We start from the raw sequence: 16,214 nt of genomic DNA on the forward strand, positions 1-16,214 counted from the left end.
GCCCGGCCCCCGTTCCTGCCGATCGGGGGCCGGGCCGCCGGGACGTCCGGTGGGATGTCAGGCGCGGCAGCGCAGCATCTCCAGCGGGGGGTTGGCGTGGAAGTCCGCCCAGAAGCCGGCGCCGAACTCGCGCAGGCCGGCCTCCGAAACCTCCACCGGGACCCAGGTCAGGTCGCTGAACCCGGCCGCCTCCAGGCACTTCTCGTACACCTCGCGGCGCGGGAGGTTGGCGACGAACGATACCGGCGGGTCGAGCAGCGCCGTGATCCGGACCTGCGGGCCGGTCTCGACCTCCTCACCGGTGAGCTCGCTGCGGAAGCCGTACCGCTCCGGGGTGGGTCCGTCGAAGCGGAAGTCCGGCGACTGGTTGAGCACGAAGAACTCGGCGCCGGGTTTCAGGCTCCGGTGCGCGTTGCGGCACATGAGCTCCGTGGCGGCGACGTCCTGCGCGTAGCTGAGCAGCTGGACCGCGAGTCCGATGTCGAACCGCTGCTCGAAGGGCCGCAGTTCGGCGACGTCGCCGACCTCGTAGCGGATGCCCAGCGGGTTGAGTTCCTCCAACTGGCCGGCGACGGCGACCATTTCGCCGGACACGTCGATTCCGAGGACGTCCGTGGCGCCCCGCCGCTTGAACTCCCGGCTGTAGAAGCCGGTTCCGGAGGCCAGGTCGAGGACCGACTTTCCGCTCACGTCCCCGACCAGCGCCAGGAAGCTGGGTACCACCGCGTACTGTTCCAACGGCAGGGCCTTGAAACCCTCGTAGGCCTCGCCGATTTCGTCGTACTGCTGCTGCGCACTCATCGTGATCTCTCCCCGTTGCGGCACGTCATGGGCCACGGGCCCCCCGTTTGCGGGGCGCGCCGCGGCTTCTGACTGGCAGTCTCTACGGGTCCTGATAGACCGTCGTACTGGCGAAACCCACAAAGATCCGGACATCTTCCCGGCATCGCGTACGTGCGGGCACCGACCTCGCCGCCCCTCACGGCTCCAGGCGGAATGCTACGGACGGTCCCTTTCGGCCGACAGGAACTCACGGAACACGCGGGCCGAGCGGGGGTTCTCGCCGCACTGCCAGACGCCGTGCGGGCAGTAGTCCGTAATGCTGTGGTAGACCGGCTCGTTGTCGGCGATCCATCGCAGCATGTCCCGCATGTACTCGGCGTTGTCGCCGTTGCGGAACAGTCCCCACTCGGGGTACGAGATCCGCTTGCCGTGCTTCTTCGCGAAGTCGACCTGCTGCTGGAGTCCGTACGGCTGGGTGACCTGGTCGGAGAAGCTGTGGCCGGGCGGCTGGTCGTAGGAGTCCATGCCGACGATGTCGACCACGTCGTCGCCGGGGTAGCACCTGGTCCAGGCGATCGCGTCCCCGCCCCGATTGGGGGCGAAGTCGAAACGGAACCGCTGGCCGTCCACGGAGCGCATGGCGGCCACGATGTGCCGCCAGTACTTCTTCCAGTTCTCGGGGTCGGGCTTGCACCGGTGGGCGTAGTTGAAGCCGTTCATCTCCCAGCCGAGCACGATGACCGCGTCCGGCACCCCGAGGCCGACCAGACGCTTGGCCAGCCGCCGGAAGTGCTGGTCGTTCTGCCCCCGCGCGCCGGCGCGGATCAGCCCGGCGACCTGTCCGTCGGGGACGCCGGCCTCGTTGCGCGCCTGCATGGGGACGTTCAGGACGAACAGCCGGTCCGCTCTCGCCCTGCGCCACCGGGCCCAGGCGCGCAGGGAATCGGGGGCTCCCTCGATGTTCGCCCAGGTGTCGCCCGGCAGGTAGGTGTGCCCGGCGCGCAGCTCGGCACCTCCGAGCCAGCGCGAGAGTTCCTGCATCCTGTCGACGCCGGGCGAGCCGTAGTGCAGGTACGCGCCGACCGCGACTCCCGACCCGGCTCCGGAGTTCCCGCCGGAAGCCTCGCGCGGCGGCGGGGCGAAGGCTCCCCCGGTGGCGAGCAGGCCGACGGCGACCGTACTCGCGCAGGCGCCCGCCAGCCGGCGGCCTCGATGGGACATGACGTCTCCACAAGCTTCGCGAACCGATGTGTCTGGCATCGACGTTAGGCATCTCGTCGGACCGGCGCCCGTCCGGTGTCCCGATGCTGGGCCATTCGCGGCGGTCGGCCGCTTCCGGTTGGCCCGACCGGGTGAGGCCCCCGCCGGTGGGCGGTTCACCGTCCGCGGGTGCGCCTCGGGCGCTGCTACTTGTTCAGCGCCGCGACACCGGCCTGGGCGAACTTCTCGTCCAGGTCACCGGAGGGGGCGCCCGCGACGCCGATGCCCGCGACGGGGGCGTTCTTCGCGGTGACCGGGGCACCGCCGCCGAGGAAGAGGGTGCCGGGGATGTCCTTGAGGGTCGGGGCCTGCTCGAGGCGCTTGGCCAGCTCGGACGTCGGGGCGTTCCAGGACACCGCCGTGTAAGCCTTGCGCTGCGCGGCCTCGTAGGACTGCGGGCCGGCGCCGTCGCCACGCAGCGTGACGATGGTGTTGCCGTTGCGGTCCACCACGGCGACGGTGACGCGCTGGTTCTCCTTCTTCGCGGCGTCGAGCGCGGTCTGTGCGGCGCGCGTGGCGGCGTCGATGGTCAGGTGGGTCGACTCGGTCAGGTTCTTGTTCTTGGCGTCCGCCTTCGCCGCGGCCGGGGCGGCCTGGGCGGCCGGAGCCGGGGCGGCGCTGGCGGCGTAGGCGCCGAATCCGCCGAGGGCGAGGGCTGCCACCAGGGCGCCGCCGGCGACGTTGCGGGTGTGGACGGAGACCTTCTTGACCTGCTTCATATCTGTCAACTCCATGATGTGGATGGATAGTTGGGGCGCCGCCATTTCCGGCTGCCCCGCTCTGACATCCATCCTGCGCCCGCCGGCGGCCCGGGCTCGTCGGTGGGCCGGCTGCATGCGGCGGGCGGTAGGGGTGACACGCGGGTCATCCGATCGGTTTACCCCGACATCGTCCCCCTCGGCGACAATATGACTGTTTGTCCAGCTCAGGGACCCGATGCCAGGAGGCGCACATGCGGCCCGACCCCAGCGGCCCCGCCCGCGAACCGGGCTCCGGCGGCCTCCCCGGGGGTGCGCCGGAGGACCCCCGTGCCTCCGGCGCGGCCGCGGGGGCCCTTTCCGCCAGCGCGGCGGACGACCGGCGGCTGACGCTCGTCATGCGGGTCACGTTCTTCGTGCTGGTCAGCACGTCGATGGTCCGGTTCGTCCAGCGGCACACCCAGGAGGCCCGGGCCCCCTGGGTGATCGTCCTCGCCATCGTCCTCGCCGCCCTCTACCTCCTGGGCCCCACCCCGGCCGCCAGGACACAGCCCGCCCGCGGCCGCGCGCCGTGGCCGCCGGCCCCGCAGCTGGCCTGGCTGGGCGCGGTCGTCACCACGTGGGCCGTCCTGGTCCTCCTCGCGCCCAGCTTCGCGTGGGTCGCGGTGCCGCTCTTCTATGCCGCGCTGCGCACCCTGCCGCCCGTGGCGGCGTACGTCCTCGTCGGGTTCCTCACGCTCTTCGTGATCTTCGCGCAGCTGGCGCTGGCCCCCCGCTTCAACCTCGACCTGGTGATCGGCCCGGCGGCCGTCTCGGCGCTCACCACCGCCGTCTTCCTCCACATGCAGCGGCAGGCGGCCCGCCAGCGCTCCCTCATCGACGACCTCATCCGGACCCGCCGTGAGCTCGCCGCCACCGAGCGTCGCGAAGGCACCCTCGCCGAGCGCCAGCGGCTGTCCATGGAGATCCACGACACGCTCGCCCAGGGCCTGTCCAGCCAGCAGATGCTGCTCCAGGCCGCCGAACGGACCTGGGACACCGACCCCGCCACCGCCCGCGGCCACGTCCGCACCGCCGCGTCCATCGCCGAGCTCAACCTCGCCGAGGCCCGCCGTTTCGTGCACGACCTCGCACCGGCCGACCTCGCCCACGGCGGCGGCCTCGACGCCGCGCTGCAGGCCCTCGCCGAACGCGAGTCGGGGGCGGGTCTCACGGTCCGTGTCCACATCGACGCGGGCGGGCATTTCGACGCGGACGGGCAGTTCGCGCCGCTGCCCGAACGCGTGCAGTCCGCGCTCCTGCGCATCGCCCAGGGCGCGCTGGCCAACGTACGGGAGCACTCCGGCGCCACCACCGCCGCGATCACCCTCACCCGGCTCGACGACCAGGTCGTCCTCGACGTCGCCGACAACGGGCACGGTTTCGACCCCGCCGCCCTCCCCGAGGCCCCGTCCGGCCTGCGCGGACACGGAGTCCCGGCGATGCGGGCCCGGATACGGCAGCTCGGCGGGACCCTGACCATCGAGTCGACACCCGGTGAGGGTGCCGTGCTGACGGCGGCCGTCCCCGTTCCCTCTCCCTGAGGCCATCGGCCGGGGCGGCTGCCCTTTCGGGCAACCACCGGTGCCCTCGCCCGGCTCGCTTCGCCCCTGACCGGACCCCGTCCCCGTCGGCATCGTGGCCGGGAGAGTGATCCGCCAGGGGGAAAGATGCAGGGATACGAGCACGGACACGGGCTTGAACACGAGCACGACGCGGAGAGCGGGACCGGTCCGCGCCCCAAGGCGGAACTGGAGGCGGGTGCCCCCGACGCGCTGCTGCTCAAGGCGGCCGCCGCCGGGCGGGCCGACGCCCTCGGGCCGGGCGGGGTGCTGCGGCTCCAGCGGGCGCTCGGCAACAGCGGAGTGGGGGCCGCGCTGCAGCGGTCCGCCGTGCACGATGTGGTCGGCTCCGGCGGCGAGGCGCTGGACCCGGAAGTCCGCAGCGACATGGAGGGCCGGCTCGGTCACGACTTCGGGGACGTACGGGTCCACACGGACAGCGCCGCGCACGAGTCGGCCAAGGGCGTCAACGCCCACGCCTACACGGTCGGTTCGCACGTCGTGTTCCAGCGCGACGCCTACGACCCCGGCTCCCATCAGGGCCGCACCACCCTCGCCCACGAGCTCACCCACGTCGTGCAGCAGCGCTCGGGGCCGGTCGAGGGCACGGAGGTCTCCGGCGGCATCAAGGTCAGCGATCCGTCCGACCGCCACGAGCGGGAGGCGGTCGCGAACGCCGACCGGGTGATGGCCGCGCCCGCGCCGGCCCCCGTACAGCGGGATGCCGTGGAGGATGGCGAGGAAATGGCCTCCGTACAGGGGGTGTTCGTGCAGCGCGAGGCCACCGGGGAGGCCGAGGAGGACGAAGCCCCGGCGGAGTAGGGGTGAAGGACACCGGGGACCGGCCCGCCGGCGAGAAGCCCGTACGCCGGACGCGTCCGCCACGCGTCGACGCCGAGGGCGCGCCCGGAGCGGCCGTACGGCCCAGGGCGCTGGATCCGCGCGCCCTGCAACGGCTCCAGGGGCGTGCGGGGAACGCGGCCGTCACCCGCCTGGTCGCGCCCAGGTCCGCTGCCCCCTCCGCCGCGCAGGTCCAACGGCTGGACTCCGGATCCGGTTCCCTCCCGGCGCCCCCCACCGGGCTGACGCCCGGCACGGACCCCCGGTTCAAGAAGGCGGCCGGGGACATCCGGGCCAAGAAGGACGCGCTCGCCAAGCACCCCACCGCGGCCTCCCAGGCGAAGGCCGCGCAGGACGCCGCCAAGGCCCCGGGCGACGACAAGGAGGCGCAGGCGAAGGCGGCCCAGGCCGGGGAGATGGGCGCGGCCAAACCGGGGAGCTTCGACAAGGCGGCCTTCATCGCGGCGGTCGAGGCCGCGATCGCCGCCAAGGCCCCCAAGACCCTGGACGAGGCGGACAAGTTCGCGTCCTCGGGGAAGGTCGACGAGGTCAAGGGCCAGGTGTCCGGGCAGGTCAAGGCGGGCAAGGAGAGCTCGGCCAAGGACATCGCCGAGAAGACCGCGGCGGCCCCGGACCCGTCGAGGGCCGTCGAGAAGCCCGTCACTCCTCTGCCGGGGCAGCCCGCACCGGTCACGCCCGCGGCCCCGGACCCCCGGGCCCTGTCCGTCGCCCCGGCGCCGGCCGCGCAGACGGACCTGCGCACCGGGCCCCGGGAGACCGACGCCATGATGGCGGAGGCCAAGCTGACCCCGGAGCAGCTGGCCCACTCCAACGAGCCCAAGTTCACCGAGGCGTTGGACGCCAAGAAGGAGTCCGACGCCCACGCGGCCACCGCGCCGGGGCAGTTCAGGGCCGCTGAGGCGGCGCGGATCGCCACGGAGCAGGGCGGCGCGGCCGCGGCGGGCCCGGCCGCGATGCAGGCGATGACGGCGGCGCGCACCGGCGCGGGGCAGCAGGTCGCGGCGGGCCAGGCGACCGCCCAGGGGAAGGACGAGGCCAAGCGGGCTGCGGTGACGGCCGAGCTCAAGTCGGTGTTCGAGGCGACGAAGGGGGATGTCGAGCGGACGCTCGGCGCGCTGGACGGAGAGGTGGAGACGGCCTTCGAGACGGGGCAGAAGGCGGCGCACGACGCCTTCACCTCCGACCACCAGGCACGGATGAAGAGGTACAAGGACCAGCGGTACGCGGGGGTCTCGGGTGCGGCCCAGTGGCTCGTGGACCTCGTACTGGACCTGCCGCCCGAGGCGAACCAGATCTTCCAGGAGTCGAAGAAGACCTACGAAGCGCAGATGCGCAAGGTCGTCTCCGACATCGCGGACCTGATCGGCAGGCGGCTGGGCGAGGCGACGGCGCGGATCGCGACGGGCAAGGCGAGGATCGCCGAGATCGTGGCGAGTCAGCCCAGGGAGCTCCAGCAGTTCGCGCAGCAGGCGGGCCAGGACATCGGCGCGGAGTTCTCTTCCCTGGAGTCCTCCGTCTCGGAGAAGTCGCAGGGCCTCGTACAGGATCTGGCGGACAAGTACGTCGCCGCGCGGGACGAGCTGGACAAGGAGATCGAGGGCCTCCAGGCGGAGAACAAGGGCCTGTTGAGCAAGGCGAAGGACGCGATCAAGGAGACCGCGGAAACCGTCATGAAGCTCAAGGACATGCTGCTGGGTGTCCTGGCGCGGGCGGCGGGCGCGATCGACAAGATCATCACGAAGCCGATCGAGTTCCTGGGCAATCTGGTGAACGCGGTCAAGGCGGGCGTCATGGGCTTCGCCGCGCGCATCGGCGACCACCTCAAGAACGGCCTCAAGCAGTGGCTGTTCGGCCAGCTGTCGGCGGGCGGGATCGAGATCCCCGAGACCTTCGACGCCAAGGGGATCATGAAGATGATCCTCTCCATCCTGGGCCTGACCTGGTCGAACATTCGCACTCGGGTCGTGGCGCGGATCGGCGAACCGGCCATGAAGGGGCTGGAGACCGGCTTCGAGATGGTCCAGGTCCTGGTGACGGAGGGCATCGGCGGCCTGTGGAAGTGGATCTCCGGAAAGCTGTCCGACCTCAAGGACACGGTCATCGGGGCGGTCAAGGACTTCGTGATCGAGAAGATCGTCACGGCGGGCATCACCTGGATCGTGTCGATGCTCAACCCCGCGTCGGCGTTCGTCCGCGCCTGCAAGGCGATCTACGACGTGGTGATGTTCTTCGTGAACCGCGCGTCCCAGATCAAGAGCTTCGTGGACTCGGTCCTCGACTCGGTCGAATCGATCGCGAACGGCGGCTCCGGCGCGGTGGCCGGCCTGATCGAGAACAGCCTGGCCAAGGCGGTCCCGGTGGTCCTGGACTTCCTGGCCGGCCTGCTGGGTCTGGGCGGCATCTCGGAGAAGATCAAGTCGATTCTGGCCAAGATCCAGGCGCCGGTGATGAAGGCGGTCGACTGGGTCATCGACAAGATCGTCAACGCGGGCAAGAAGATCCTGTCGTCCCTCAAGGGCGGGGAGAGCGGCGAGAGCGCGAAGGTCAAGGCACTGGCCAGGACGAAGCTCGCGGAGGCCTGGCCCTCCATCAGGAGCGAGGAGGGGCTCAAGCGGGCAGTGGCGACCATCGAGGGAGATCTGAGGCCGCAGGGGCTCAAGAAGTTCGACGTGGTCAAGGAGGGGGACGACGGGTACGGGATCTTCGCCGAGGCCAGCCCGCGGACACGGGCGGCCGGGGTGAAGCTGAGCCTGTCCGATACCGCCACGGTGACCGTGGACGCCAGGGTGGTGTTCGCGGCGCCACCGAAGATCGAGGAGAAGTTCGGATCGCAGGCGTTGAGGAAGGACGGCCGCGTGGTCATGGAGGACGGGCGGCCCGTGATGGTCCCCCACTCGCTTCCGGCGGCCATCGAGGGACACGGAGGGAAGACCGCGCGGGGTACTCAGATCGGCGGCCAGATCCAGCCGATGCAGCCGGGGGAAACCGTGGCCCGGGTCGAGACCTGGAACACCCGGGACCCCGTCAAGGGCTCCCACGCCAGCCACGCCGAGTACCAGTTCGCCCAGTGGTTGGCGAAGACGGTGGACCGGGGCTCGAAGGTCACCGAGGTCAGCCTCAAGGTGATCGGCAGAGGGCCGTGCCCCGGTTGCACGGGAACGTTGAACCAACTGCTCGCCAGGCTGGGCGGGGGCCGGACGGTCGCCGCGGCGATCGACTACGACGCCAAGGAGCACAAGGACTGGCAAGGGACGGGCACGACGGCTCAGGAGAAGCTCACCGGCGCCGGCTGGACTGTGAACGGCGAGCGCGTCCCCGCGGAACTGAAGGCCTGAGGACGGTCACCCGTTGCTGGTCGGGCCGCCGGGGAAGTGTTCGTCCGCCCCGGCGTTTCGAGCCGTCCCGAGCATCGCTCGCCGTCGTAAATTGGCGGCCATGGCACCCACCCCGCGCACGACCGCCCTGCGCTACCCCGAGCGCGTCACCTACGACCGGGAAGCCGCCTACGCCATCCTGGACGAGGCCCTCACGGTGCACGTCGGCTTCGGTACCGACGACGGTCCGGTGGTCATCCCGACCCTCCACATGCGTGAGGGAGACCGCCTCCTCCTGCACGGTTCGGCGCACGGCCGCTTCATGACCACCGCCGCCGCGGGCACCCCGGTCTGTGTCACGGCGACCCTCGTCGACGGCCTGATCCTCGGACGGGCCGCGTCCCACCATTCGGCGGCCTACCGGTCCGTCATGGTCTTCGGGCAGGCGACCGAGATCGAGGACGTGGACGAGCGCGCCGATGCCCTGGCGCGCATCGTGGACAGCGTCGTCCCGGGCCGGATGTCCGGCCCGTACGCGGCGCGCCGGCCCAGCACCGAGGAATCCCGCTACACGGCCGTCCTGAGCATGCCCATCGAGGAGTTCTCGATCAAGACCCGCAGCGGCTTCGCCCGGGACGAGCCCAAGGACGACGCGGTCGAGGCCTGGGCCGGTTTCATCCCCTTCACCTCCGCGACGGGCACCCCGGTACCCGACACCATCACGGGAACGCGCTTCCCCGCTCCCGATCCCGCCCTCCTGGACCGCACCCGTCGCCGTCGCTGAGGCCGAGGAGGACTTCTGATGCGCAGCGTGACCTACTCGATGAACATCTCCCTGGACGGCTACATCGTCGGGCCGGACGGCGGTTTCGACTGGTCGGCGCCCGACGAGGAGGTCTTCCGCTTCTGGATCGACGAGATTCGAGAGGTCGGCGTCCACCTGCTGGGCCGAAGGCTCTACGAGACGATGCTGTACTGGGAGACCGCCGACCAGGATCCCTCGCTCGGCGACGCCGAACGGGAGTGGGCCTCACTCTGGAATCCGCTCCCGAAGGTGGTGTTCTCCACCACGCTGTCGACGGTGCAGGGCAATGCCCGCCTGGCCGCCGGCGGTCTCGCGGAGGAGATCGAGCGAGTGCGGGCGGAGCCCGGGGAGGGCGACATCGCGATCGGCGGCGCGAACCTCGCCGCGCAGGCGGCCGCGTCGGATCTGATCGACGAGTACCGGGCCGTGGTCTACCCGGTCCTGATCGGCGGTGGCATTCCGTTCTTCCCCCGAGACGAGCGCCGGGTGGATCTCGACCTCGTCGAGACCCGCACCTTCAGGTCGAAGGTCACCTACCTCCGCTACCGCGTGGAGCGCCCGGCCGCCTCGCTCTAGAAGTGTTCTCAGACGTCCCGGCGCCGCACCACGCTCACGGTGACGGCAGCCGAGACGAGCGCCCAGGCGGCGAGCGCGATCCAGGAGCCCGTGATCGTGCCCGGGTACGTGCCCAGGGTGGTGTAGGAGTCGGGGTTCAGCGCCAGCCGTGACTGGGCCGTGAGCGGAAGGTGGTTGCCGATCTCCTTCAGGAACCGGTACCGCTCGCCGCCGAAGAACATGGGCAGGATGAAGAGCACTCCCACGACCGCGACGATCGAAGCCGTGGCGTGGCGGAGGACGGCGCCGAACGCCATCCCGATGAGCGCGCAGACCGGCACGACCAGCGCGTACGCCGTGACGGCCCGCAGGCAGCCGGGGTCGTGGATCGAGAGCCCGACGTGACGGGAGGCCAGCATCGCGTTGGTGGTGAAGAACGAGGTCACGGAGACGATCGCGCCGAGGACGAGGGTGATCGACGCGACCAGGGCCAGCTTGGCCGTGATCACCGCACGGCGGTCGGGGACGGCCGCGAACGTGGTGCGGATCATTCCGGTGGAGTACTCCCCGAAGACCGTGATGGCGCCGAAGGCTGCCGCGGCCAATGCCATGACGTCGGCGGCGATGCTGCCCAGTCCGTGGAAGAGCGGGTCGTACTTGAACGGGGGAAGGCCCTCCGGTGAGGGGTGCGGCTGGTCGATGTAGGGCAGGTCGGAGTGGACGGCGTTCACGTTGATCGCGATGGCGACCACGGCGCTGAGGGCGAGCACCCAGTACGTGGACCGGAGCGACCGCATCTTGATCCACTCGGCGGCGAGCAGGTCCGTGAACCCGGCCGCCGGTCCGGAGGTGCGCTCGGACAGACCGGGGCCGGACATGGACGTGGACGTGGACGTGGACGTGGCCAGTTGGGTCATCGGGTTTCTCCTGCGAGGTATTCGACGCTGTCGGCGGTGAGGGACATGAACGCCGACTCCAAGGACGAGGTGTGCGTGGCGAGTTCGTGCAGCACGATCCGGTGCCGGTGGGCGAGCTCCCCGATCCGGGCCGCCGTCATGCCGCCGACCTCGCCGACCCGGTCGCCCTCCCGGCGCACCGACGCCCCCTCGGCGGACAACACCGCTTCCAGCGCGGCCAGTTCGGGCGTGTGCACCGTCACGCCCCGGGAGGTGTTGCGGGCCGAGAAGTCCGCAAGGCTTTCGTCGGCGATGATCCTGCCCTTGCCGATGACGACGATCCGGTCGGCGGTGTGCTCCATCTCCGCCATCATGTGACTGGAGACGAACACGGTCCGGCCCTCGGACGCCAGCCTGCGGAACAGGCCGCGCACCCACAACACCCCCTCGGGGTCGAGCCCGTTCAGGGGCTCGTCGAACAGCAGCACCGGCGGATCGCCCAGCAGGGCGCCCGCGATGCCCAGACGCTGCTTCATCCCGAGGGAGAACCCCCCGATCCGGCGCCGCGCGGCCTTCGCCAGCCCGACCTCCCGGAGGACCTCGTCCACGCGGGTCGGCGGGATGCGGTTGCCGCGGGCCAGGGCCGACAGGTGTGCCCGCGCGCTCCGTCCGCCGTGGACGTCCTGGGCGTCCAGGAGAGCGCCCACGTGGCGCAGTCCGCGCGGCCGGTTCACGAAGGGAACCCCGTCCACGGTGACGGTTCCGCCGGTGGGCGCGTTCAGGCCCAGGATCATCCGCAGCGTCGTGGACTTGCCGGCTCCGTTGGGGCCGAGGAACCCGGTCACCTTGCCCGGCTCGACGGTGAAGGTCAGATCGTCGACGGCGACGGTGTCGCCGTACCGCTTGGTGAGTCCGTTGGATTCGATCACGGGGTCCAAGGTGCCGGGGAGGGTACGGAGCCTGCATCGGCCCGAGGTTCACACCTGCGGGCCGCGGGGGTGGCCCCGGGGATTAAGCCCGTGGGCCAATGCCCCGGCGCGGGTGCGCCGATAAGATCGGCCGATGACCGCCACTCCTCGTCCACCCCTGCTCAGACGCTTGCCTCCGGGTGTGTGGGTGGCGGCCTTCTGGGCGGCCCTCATCCTGATGCGAACCCTCCAACGGCCCGACGAGTTCCGCCACCTGATGCAGTACGACGGCAACATCGAGGACGCACCGCTCCTGGTCACCGCCGTCGTCACCACCCTGGGCGCGCTGCTGCTGTTCCGGGCGCCGCTGGCAGCCGTGGCCGTCGCGCTCGCCGGCGCCATGTTCTCGATCGGGATGGCGGTGCGGGAGACGACGTTCGTCCTCTTCTTCCTGGCCGACGCGGCCGTGGGCTACACCGCCGCGACCCGCTCGCGGCGGGTCTCGGTCCTCGCCGCCGTGATGCCGGTTGCCACGCTGGCCGGCTATTCGATCTGGCTGCTCAGCCGCGGCTACTTCTTCGCCCCCGCGCCGCCGGCCGCCCTCGCGTCGACCGTCGTCATCGCCTGGCTGATCGGCAACACGGTCCATCAGAACCGGGCGCACGCGGACACGGTGCGCGCCCAGGCCACGCGGCAGGCGGTCACGGCCGAGCGGCTGCGGATCGCCCGGGAGCTGCACGACATGGTCGCGCACAACATCGGCATCATCGCCATCCAGGCCGGCGTGGGCAGCCGGGTCATGGACACCCAGCCCGCCGAGACGCGCAACGCGCTGAACGCCATCGAGGCCACCAGCAGGGAGACCCTCGCCGGCCTGCGCCGGATGCTCGGCGCGCTGCGGCAGGGCGAGCAGGAGTCCGCGCCGCTCGACCCTTCCCCCGGCCTGGCCGCCCTGGACCAACTGGTGGCGAGGACCGCCGCGGCCGGGGTCCGCGTCGACGTCAGCCGGCGGGGCGACCGCCGGGACCTGCCCGCCGACGTCGATCTGGCGGCCTTCCGCATCGTGCAGGAGGCGGTCACCAACGTGGTGCGGCACTCCGGCACCCGGGCCTGCGGCGTGACGGTCGACTACCGGGCCGACCATCTGGCCGTCGAGATCGTCGACCTCGGTCGCGGCGGCACCCCGGAGGGCTCGGGATACGGGATCGCCGGCATGCGGGAACGAGTCGGTCTGCTGCACGGCGAGTTCAGTGCCGGCCCCCGTCCGGAAGGCGGGTTCCGGGTGGCGGCACGGCTGCCGGTACCGGTGGAGGTGGGACGGTGATCCGTGTCGTCCTGGTCGACGACCAGCCGCTGATCCGTACGGGCCTGCGCGTCCTCATCGCCGACACCCCCGGCCTGGAGGTCGCCGGGGAGGCCGGGGACGGTGCCGAGGCCGTGGAAATGGTCCGGCGGCTGCGGCCCGACGTCGCCATCATGGACATCCGGATGCCCGGTACGGACGGCATCGAGGCCACGCGCCGGATCAACGCGGATCCGGAGTCGAGGACCCGCGTACTCGTCCTGACCACCTTCGACGACGACGAGTACGTCTACGGGGCGCTGCGCGCCGGCGCGAGCGGCTTCCTCGTCAAGGACATGCCGCTGGAGACCATCCTCGACGGGATCAGGATCGTCGCGGGCGGAGACGCCCTCATCGCTCCGAGCGTCACCCGCCGTCTCATCGAGGAGTTCGCCGCCCGGCCCGAACCCGCCCCCGCCCGCCGGGTGGTGGCCGACGGCATCACCGACCGGGAACGCGAGGTCCTGACCCTCGTCGGCCGCGGCCTGTCCAATGCGGAGATCGCCGGGGAACTGACCATCAGCGTGGCCACCGCCAAGGCCCACCTCGCACGGCTCTTCACCAAGCTCGACGCGCGCGACCGGGTCCAACTGGTCATCCTCGCCTACGAGATCGGCCTGGTCGCTCCCCCGTCCCGCGGATAGCTCCCGCGGCCTCGGCCGTCCGGCGTCCGCGTGCGTCAGGTCGCGGGTTCCTGGAACTTGGGGATCGTCTAAGGGGCGTTGTTCACCACGTCGGCCGGCAACACGCGTTCGGCGTACAGGAGGATCGCCGCGCCGGTGAGGACCAGCAGGGCCAGGACCGTCCACAGGTGCCACGGACCGGCGTCGAGCAGGAATCCCAGCAGGACGGGGGCGATGGTGCGGCAGACCGACCAGGACAGCTGGTAGGTCGCCAGGTACCGTCCCCGCAGGTGGTCGGGGGCGGCCTGCACCGACAGGCCTTGCGACGGTGCGGAGTGGACGAGCTCACCTGCGGTGTAGAGCACGGCGACCGCCACGACGGCGACGACGGCTTCGGCGCCGCTGAACAGGTGGGGAAGGGCGGCGAAGGCGGCGAAGGACAGCGCGAAGACGAACGCGCCGAGCGCGGCGGTACGGGTGCGCCTGCCGCGCAGGGTCAGGCGGGCGACGGGTACACCGAGCGCGGCGACCAGGACGGTGTTGAGGGCGAACACGGCCCCGGCCAGGGCGTCGGGGATGCCGACGTCCCGGGTGAGGAAGATCGGCAGGGCGATGGCCTGGGTGGTGTAGCCGAAGGCGATCAGGAAGTTGGCGGTCGTGATGAGCAGGTAGGGCCGGTCGGCGAGGACCTGCCGGTAGCCGCCCCCGGGGCCCTGCGGCCGCCCGGCGCCGCTCCGGACGGCCGGGATCCGGGACACCAGCACCGCGGCGGTGGCGAATACGACGGCCAGCGTCACGGCGGCGCCGATGAAACCGGAGCTGCCGTTCCAGGCGAGCATTCCGGCCGCCGCCAGGCTGCCGAATCCCATGCCGGCGTTGCGCAGGCTGCGGTCCCAGGCGAGGAGCCGGTCGCGCTCGGCGCCGCGGGCGATCTCGCCGATGAGGGCGTGCTGGCTGGGCGAGGAGGCCCACATGCCGACCGCGACCACCAGGGCGATGGCGAGGAAGGCGGGGTAGGAGTCGGCGAACGGGTAGGCGGCGAACCCGACCGCCCGCAGCGCGAGCACGCCGATGAGCACCCGCCGGCCGCTGAACCGGTCGATGAGGACGCCGGCGACCGGCATGAACGCCAGGGCGCAGAGCCCCGCGACGGTCAGGCCCATGCCGATCGCCGTCAGCGACAGGCCGGTGAGCGAGTGGACGAACAGCATGGTCAGCGGGACGTAGATGCCGTCACCGATCGAGCTGACCAGGCTCGCGGCGATGAGCCGGCGCCGGGTGCGGACGTCGGGTGCAGCGCCGAGGGCGGCACCGGGTTCAACACCGGCCTCAACGCCGGATTCAGCGGAAGTCGAGTGCACCGCGACCTCGCTTCAGCTCGGCGAACGCCCCGGTGCCGGCCAGGGTCCGCGTGGCCCGGAACAACCCGACCGCTTCCTCGCCCCTGGGCACGGAGCTGAGTACGGGACCGAAGAAGCCGACACCGTCGACGGTGACGACGGGTGTCCCGGCCTCCTCGCCGACCGCTTCCTGTCCGGCGCGGTGGCTGGCGCGCAGGGCCGCGTCGAACTCGTCGGTGTGCGCGGCCTTGGCCAGGGAGGCGGGCAGCCCGAGTTCGTCGAGGGCCGCGGTGACGACCGCGTCGTAGTCCTTGTTGCGGCCCACGTGGATGCGGCTGCCGAGCGCGGTGTAGAGGTCGCGCAGGACGGTGCTGCCGTGCAGGGCCTCGGCGGCCGCGCACACGCGGGCCGGACCCCAGCCCGCGTCGTTGAACTCGCGGTACCAGGGCTCGAGTTCGCGGTGCTCGTTGAGTACGGACAGGCTCATGATCCGAAAGCGCAGGTCGATCGGCTCCAGCCGCTCGACTTCCAGCAGCCATCGGGAGGTGACCCAGGCGAAGGGGCAGACGGGGTCGAAGTAGCAGACGACCGGGACGACGGAGCGCGGCACATCGATATCTTCCATGGAAGACAATTTATCATCCGCGGAAGATATAGTGAAGACATGCAGACCGACGCCATCGCCGCCATCGTCGACCAGTGGAAACGCGAACGCCCGGACCTGGACACGGCACCGATGCTCGTCACCGGCCGTCTCTTCCGGCTCGCCGACGAACTGGACCAACGGCTCCGCCCGCCCTTCCAGGCCGCGGGCCTGGGCAGCGGCGACTTCGACGTCCTGGCGGCACTCCGCCGCTCCGGCGAGCCCTACGCGCTGTCCGCGGGCGAACTCAGCCGCACCGTCCTGGTCACCACGGGCGCGATCAGCAAGCGGATCGACCGGCTCGAAGCCCGCGGCCTGGTCGGCAGGACGGTCGCCGAGGCCGACTCGCGCGGCCGCCTGATCACCCTCACCCCCGAGGGCGTCGCCCTGACCGACGAACTCATCGCCGTCCACCTGGACAACCAGCGCCACCTCCTCGCCGGCCTCACCCCGGACGAGCAGACCCACCTCGCCCACCTGCTGACCCGCTTCGCCTCGACACTCCCCCCGGGTGAAGCCTGAACGCCTTCGGGCGCCCCGAAGGCGAAGGAAGCTACCGAACGAACGGCAGATCGAAAGGGTGAC

14 protein-coding genes and 1 pseudogene are annotated in these 16,214 nt (G+C 71.4%); 8 read left to right on the forward strand and 7 right to left on the reverse strand.

What is annotated here, in order from left to right; genetic code table 11:
- Window positions 1-57: 57 nt before the first annotated feature.
- From ACWGDE_RS08475 to ACWGDE_RS08485, 3 genes and pseudogenes are all read right to left on the reverse strand, one after another.
- On the reverse strand, window positions 58-801 hold the full coding sequence (locus ACWGDE_RS08475) for a class I SAM-dependent methyltransferase (protein ID WP_453388224.1): 744 nt from the start codon (window positions 799-801) through the stop codon (window positions 58-60).
- 219 nt (window positions 802-1,020) lie between these two features.
- Window positions 1,021-2,004: pseudogene (locus tag ACWGDE_RS08480) on the reverse strand (glycoside hydrolase family 26 protein); the annotation flags it as partial.
- A gap of 185 nt (window positions 2,005-2,189) precedes the next feature.
- Entirely contained in the window at window positions 2,190-2,762 is a 573-nt protein-coding gene (locus ACWGDE_RS08485) for a GlcG/HbpS family heme-binding protein (RefSeq protein WP_453388259.1), read from the reverse strand.
- 233 nt (window positions 2,763-2,995) lie between these two features.
- Here ACWGDE_RS08485 and ACWGDE_RS08490 point away from each other — a divergent pair, with 233 nt between their 5' ends.
- The 5 genes from ACWGDE_RS08490 (at window position 2,996) to ACWGDE_RS08510 (ending at window position 9,898) form a co-directional block, all read left to right on the forward strand.
- The gene (locus ACWGDE_RS08490) at window positions 2,996-4,324 is read left to right on the forward strand and encodes a histidine kinase (RefSeq protein WP_453388225.1); all 1,329 of its coding nucleotides are present in this window, start codon (window positions 2,996-2,998) and stop codon (window positions 4,322-4,324) included.
- Window positions 4,325-4,450: 126 nt separating this feature from the next.
- Entirely contained in the window at window positions 4,451-5,164 is a 714-nt protein-coding gene (locus ACWGDE_RS08495; RefSeq protein ID WP_453388226.1) for an eCIS core domain-containing protein, read from the forward strand.
- A 2-nt stretch (window positions 5,165-5,166) separates the two neighbouring features.
- Window positions 5,167-8,538: a phage tail protein gene (locus ACWGDE_RS08500; protein ID WP_453388227.1), complete on the forward strand. Its 3,372-nt coding sequence runs from the start codon at window positions 5,167-5,169 to the stop codon at window positions 8,536-8,538.
- Window positions 8,539-8,638: 100 nt separating this feature from the next.
- A complete protein-coding gene (locus ACWGDE_RS08505) occupies window positions 8,639-9,301 on the forward strand; it encodes a pyridoxamine 5'-phosphate oxidase family protein (RefSeq protein WP_453388228.1) in 663 nt (220 codons plus the stop codon).
- Between the two features lie 18 nt (window positions 9,302-9,319).
- A complete protein-coding gene (locus tag ACWGDE_RS08510) occupies window positions 9,320-9,898 on the forward strand; it encodes a dihydrofolate reductase family protein (RefSeq protein ID WP_453388229.1) in 579 nt (192 codons plus the stop codon).
- Between the two features lie 8 nt (window positions 9,899-9,906).
- Here the strand turns inward: ACWGDE_RS08510 and ACWGDE_RS08515 are convergent, their stop codons facing one another.
- Window positions 9,907-10,794, reverse strand: coding sequence for an ABC transporter permease (locus ACWGDE_RS08515; RefSeq protein WP_453388230.1), 888 nt, complete (start codon window positions 10,792-10,794; stop codon window positions 9,907-9,909).
- A complete protein-coding gene (locus tag ACWGDE_RS08520; protein WP_453388231.1) occupies window positions 10,791-11,702 on the reverse strand; it encodes an ABC transporter ATP-binding protein in 912 nt (303 codons plus the stop codon). The genes ACWGDE_RS08515 and ACWGDE_RS08520 overlap by 4 nt, the downstream gene beginning before the upstream one ends.
- 133 nt (window positions 11,703-11,835) lie before the next feature.
- Between ACWGDE_RS08520 and ACWGDE_RS08525 the strand changes: the two genes are divergently transcribed.
- Together ACWGDE_RS08525 and ACWGDE_RS08530 are read left to right on the forward strand one after the other, a co-directional pair.
- Window positions 11,836-13,005 (forward strand): sensor histidine kinase, encoded by a 1,170-nt coding sequence (locus ACWGDE_RS08525; protein ID WP_453388232.1) that lies wholly within the window; start codon window positions 11,836-11,838, stop codon window positions 13,003-13,005.
- Entirely contained in the window at window positions 13,002-13,667 is a 666-nt protein-coding gene (locus ACWGDE_RS08530; RefSeq protein ID WP_453388233.1) for a response regulator, read from the forward strand. The genes ACWGDE_RS08525 and ACWGDE_RS08530 overlap by 4 nt, the downstream gene beginning before the upstream one ends.
- 68 nt (window positions 13,668-13,735) lie before the next feature.
- On the opposite strand, the gene ACWGDE_RS08535 is transcribed toward ACWGDE_RS08530, so the two are convergent.
- Together ACWGDE_RS08535 and ACWGDE_RS08540 are read right to left on the reverse strand one after the other, a co-directional pair.
- Window positions 13,736-15,007 (reverse strand): MFS transporter, encoded by a 1,272-nt coding sequence (locus ACWGDE_RS08535; protein WP_453388234.1) that lies wholly within the window; start codon window positions 15,005-15,007, stop codon window positions 13,736-13,738.
- Window positions 14,988-15,611, reverse strand: a complete 624-nt coding sequence (locus tag ACWGDE_RS08540; protein ID WP_453388235.1) for a mycothiol-dependent nitroreductase Rv2466c family protein — start codon at window positions 15,609-15,611, stop codon at window positions 14,988-14,990. Before ACWGDE_RS08540 ends, ACWGDE_RS08535 begins: the two co-directional genes overlap by 20 nt.
- Before the next feature lie 39 nt (window positions 15,612-15,650).
- Between ACWGDE_RS08540 and ACWGDE_RS08545 the strand changes: the two genes are divergently transcribed.
- Window positions 15,651-16,151, forward strand: coding sequence for a MarR family winged helix-turn-helix transcriptional regulator (locus ACWGDE_RS08545; RefSeq protein ID WP_453388236.1), 501 nt, complete (start codon window positions 15,651-15,653; stop codon window positions 16,149-16,151).
- Window positions 16,152-16,214: the final 63 nt, after the last annotated feature.

The organism is Streptomyces sp. NPDC054956 (genome assembly GCF_053609185.1).

Bases quoted from the DNA above. Each gene is read 5' to 3' on its own strand.
- ACWGDE_RS08515 (WP_453388230.1), bottom strand. From the start codon at position 10,794: ATGACCCAACTGGCCACGTCCACGTCCACGTCCACGTCCATGTCCGGC.
- ACWGDE_RS08475 (WP_453388224.1), bottom strand. From the start codon at position 801: ATGAGTGCGCAGCAGCAGTACGACGAAATCGGCGAGGCCTACGAGGGT.
- ACWGDE_RS08525 (WP_453388232.1), top strand. From the start codon at position 11,836: ATGACCGCCACTCCTCGTCCACCCCTGCTCAGACGCTTGCCTCCGGGT.
- ACWGDE_RS08485 (WP_453388259.1), bottom strand. From the start codon at position 2,762: ATGAAGCAGGTCAAGAAGGTCTCCGTCCACACCCGCAACGTCGCCGGC.
- ACWGDE_RS08510 (WP_453388229.1), top strand. From the start codon at position 9,320: ATGCGCAGCGTGACCTACTCGATGAACATCTCCCTGGACGGCTACATC.
- ACWGDE_RS08495 (WP_453388226.1), top strand. From the start codon at position 4,451: ATGCAGGGATACGAGCACGGACACGGGCTTGAACACGAGCACGACGCG.
- ACWGDE_RS08540 (WP_453388235.1), bottom strand. From the start codon at position 15,611: ATGGAAGATATCGATGTGCCGCGCTCCGTCGTCCCGGTCGTCTGCTAC.
- ACWGDE_RS08490 (WP_453388225.1), top strand. From the start codon at position 2,996: ATGCGGCCCGACCCCAGCGGCCCCGCCCGCGAACCGGGCTCCGGCGGC.
- ACWGDE_RS08545 (WP_453388236.1), top strand. From the start codon at position 15,651: ATGCAGACCGACGCCATCGCCGCCATCGTCGACCAGTGGAAACGCGAA.
- ACWGDE_RS08505 (WP_453388228.1), top strand. From the start codon at position 8,639: ATGGCACCCACCCCGCGCACGACCGCCCTGCGCTACCCCGAGCGCGTC.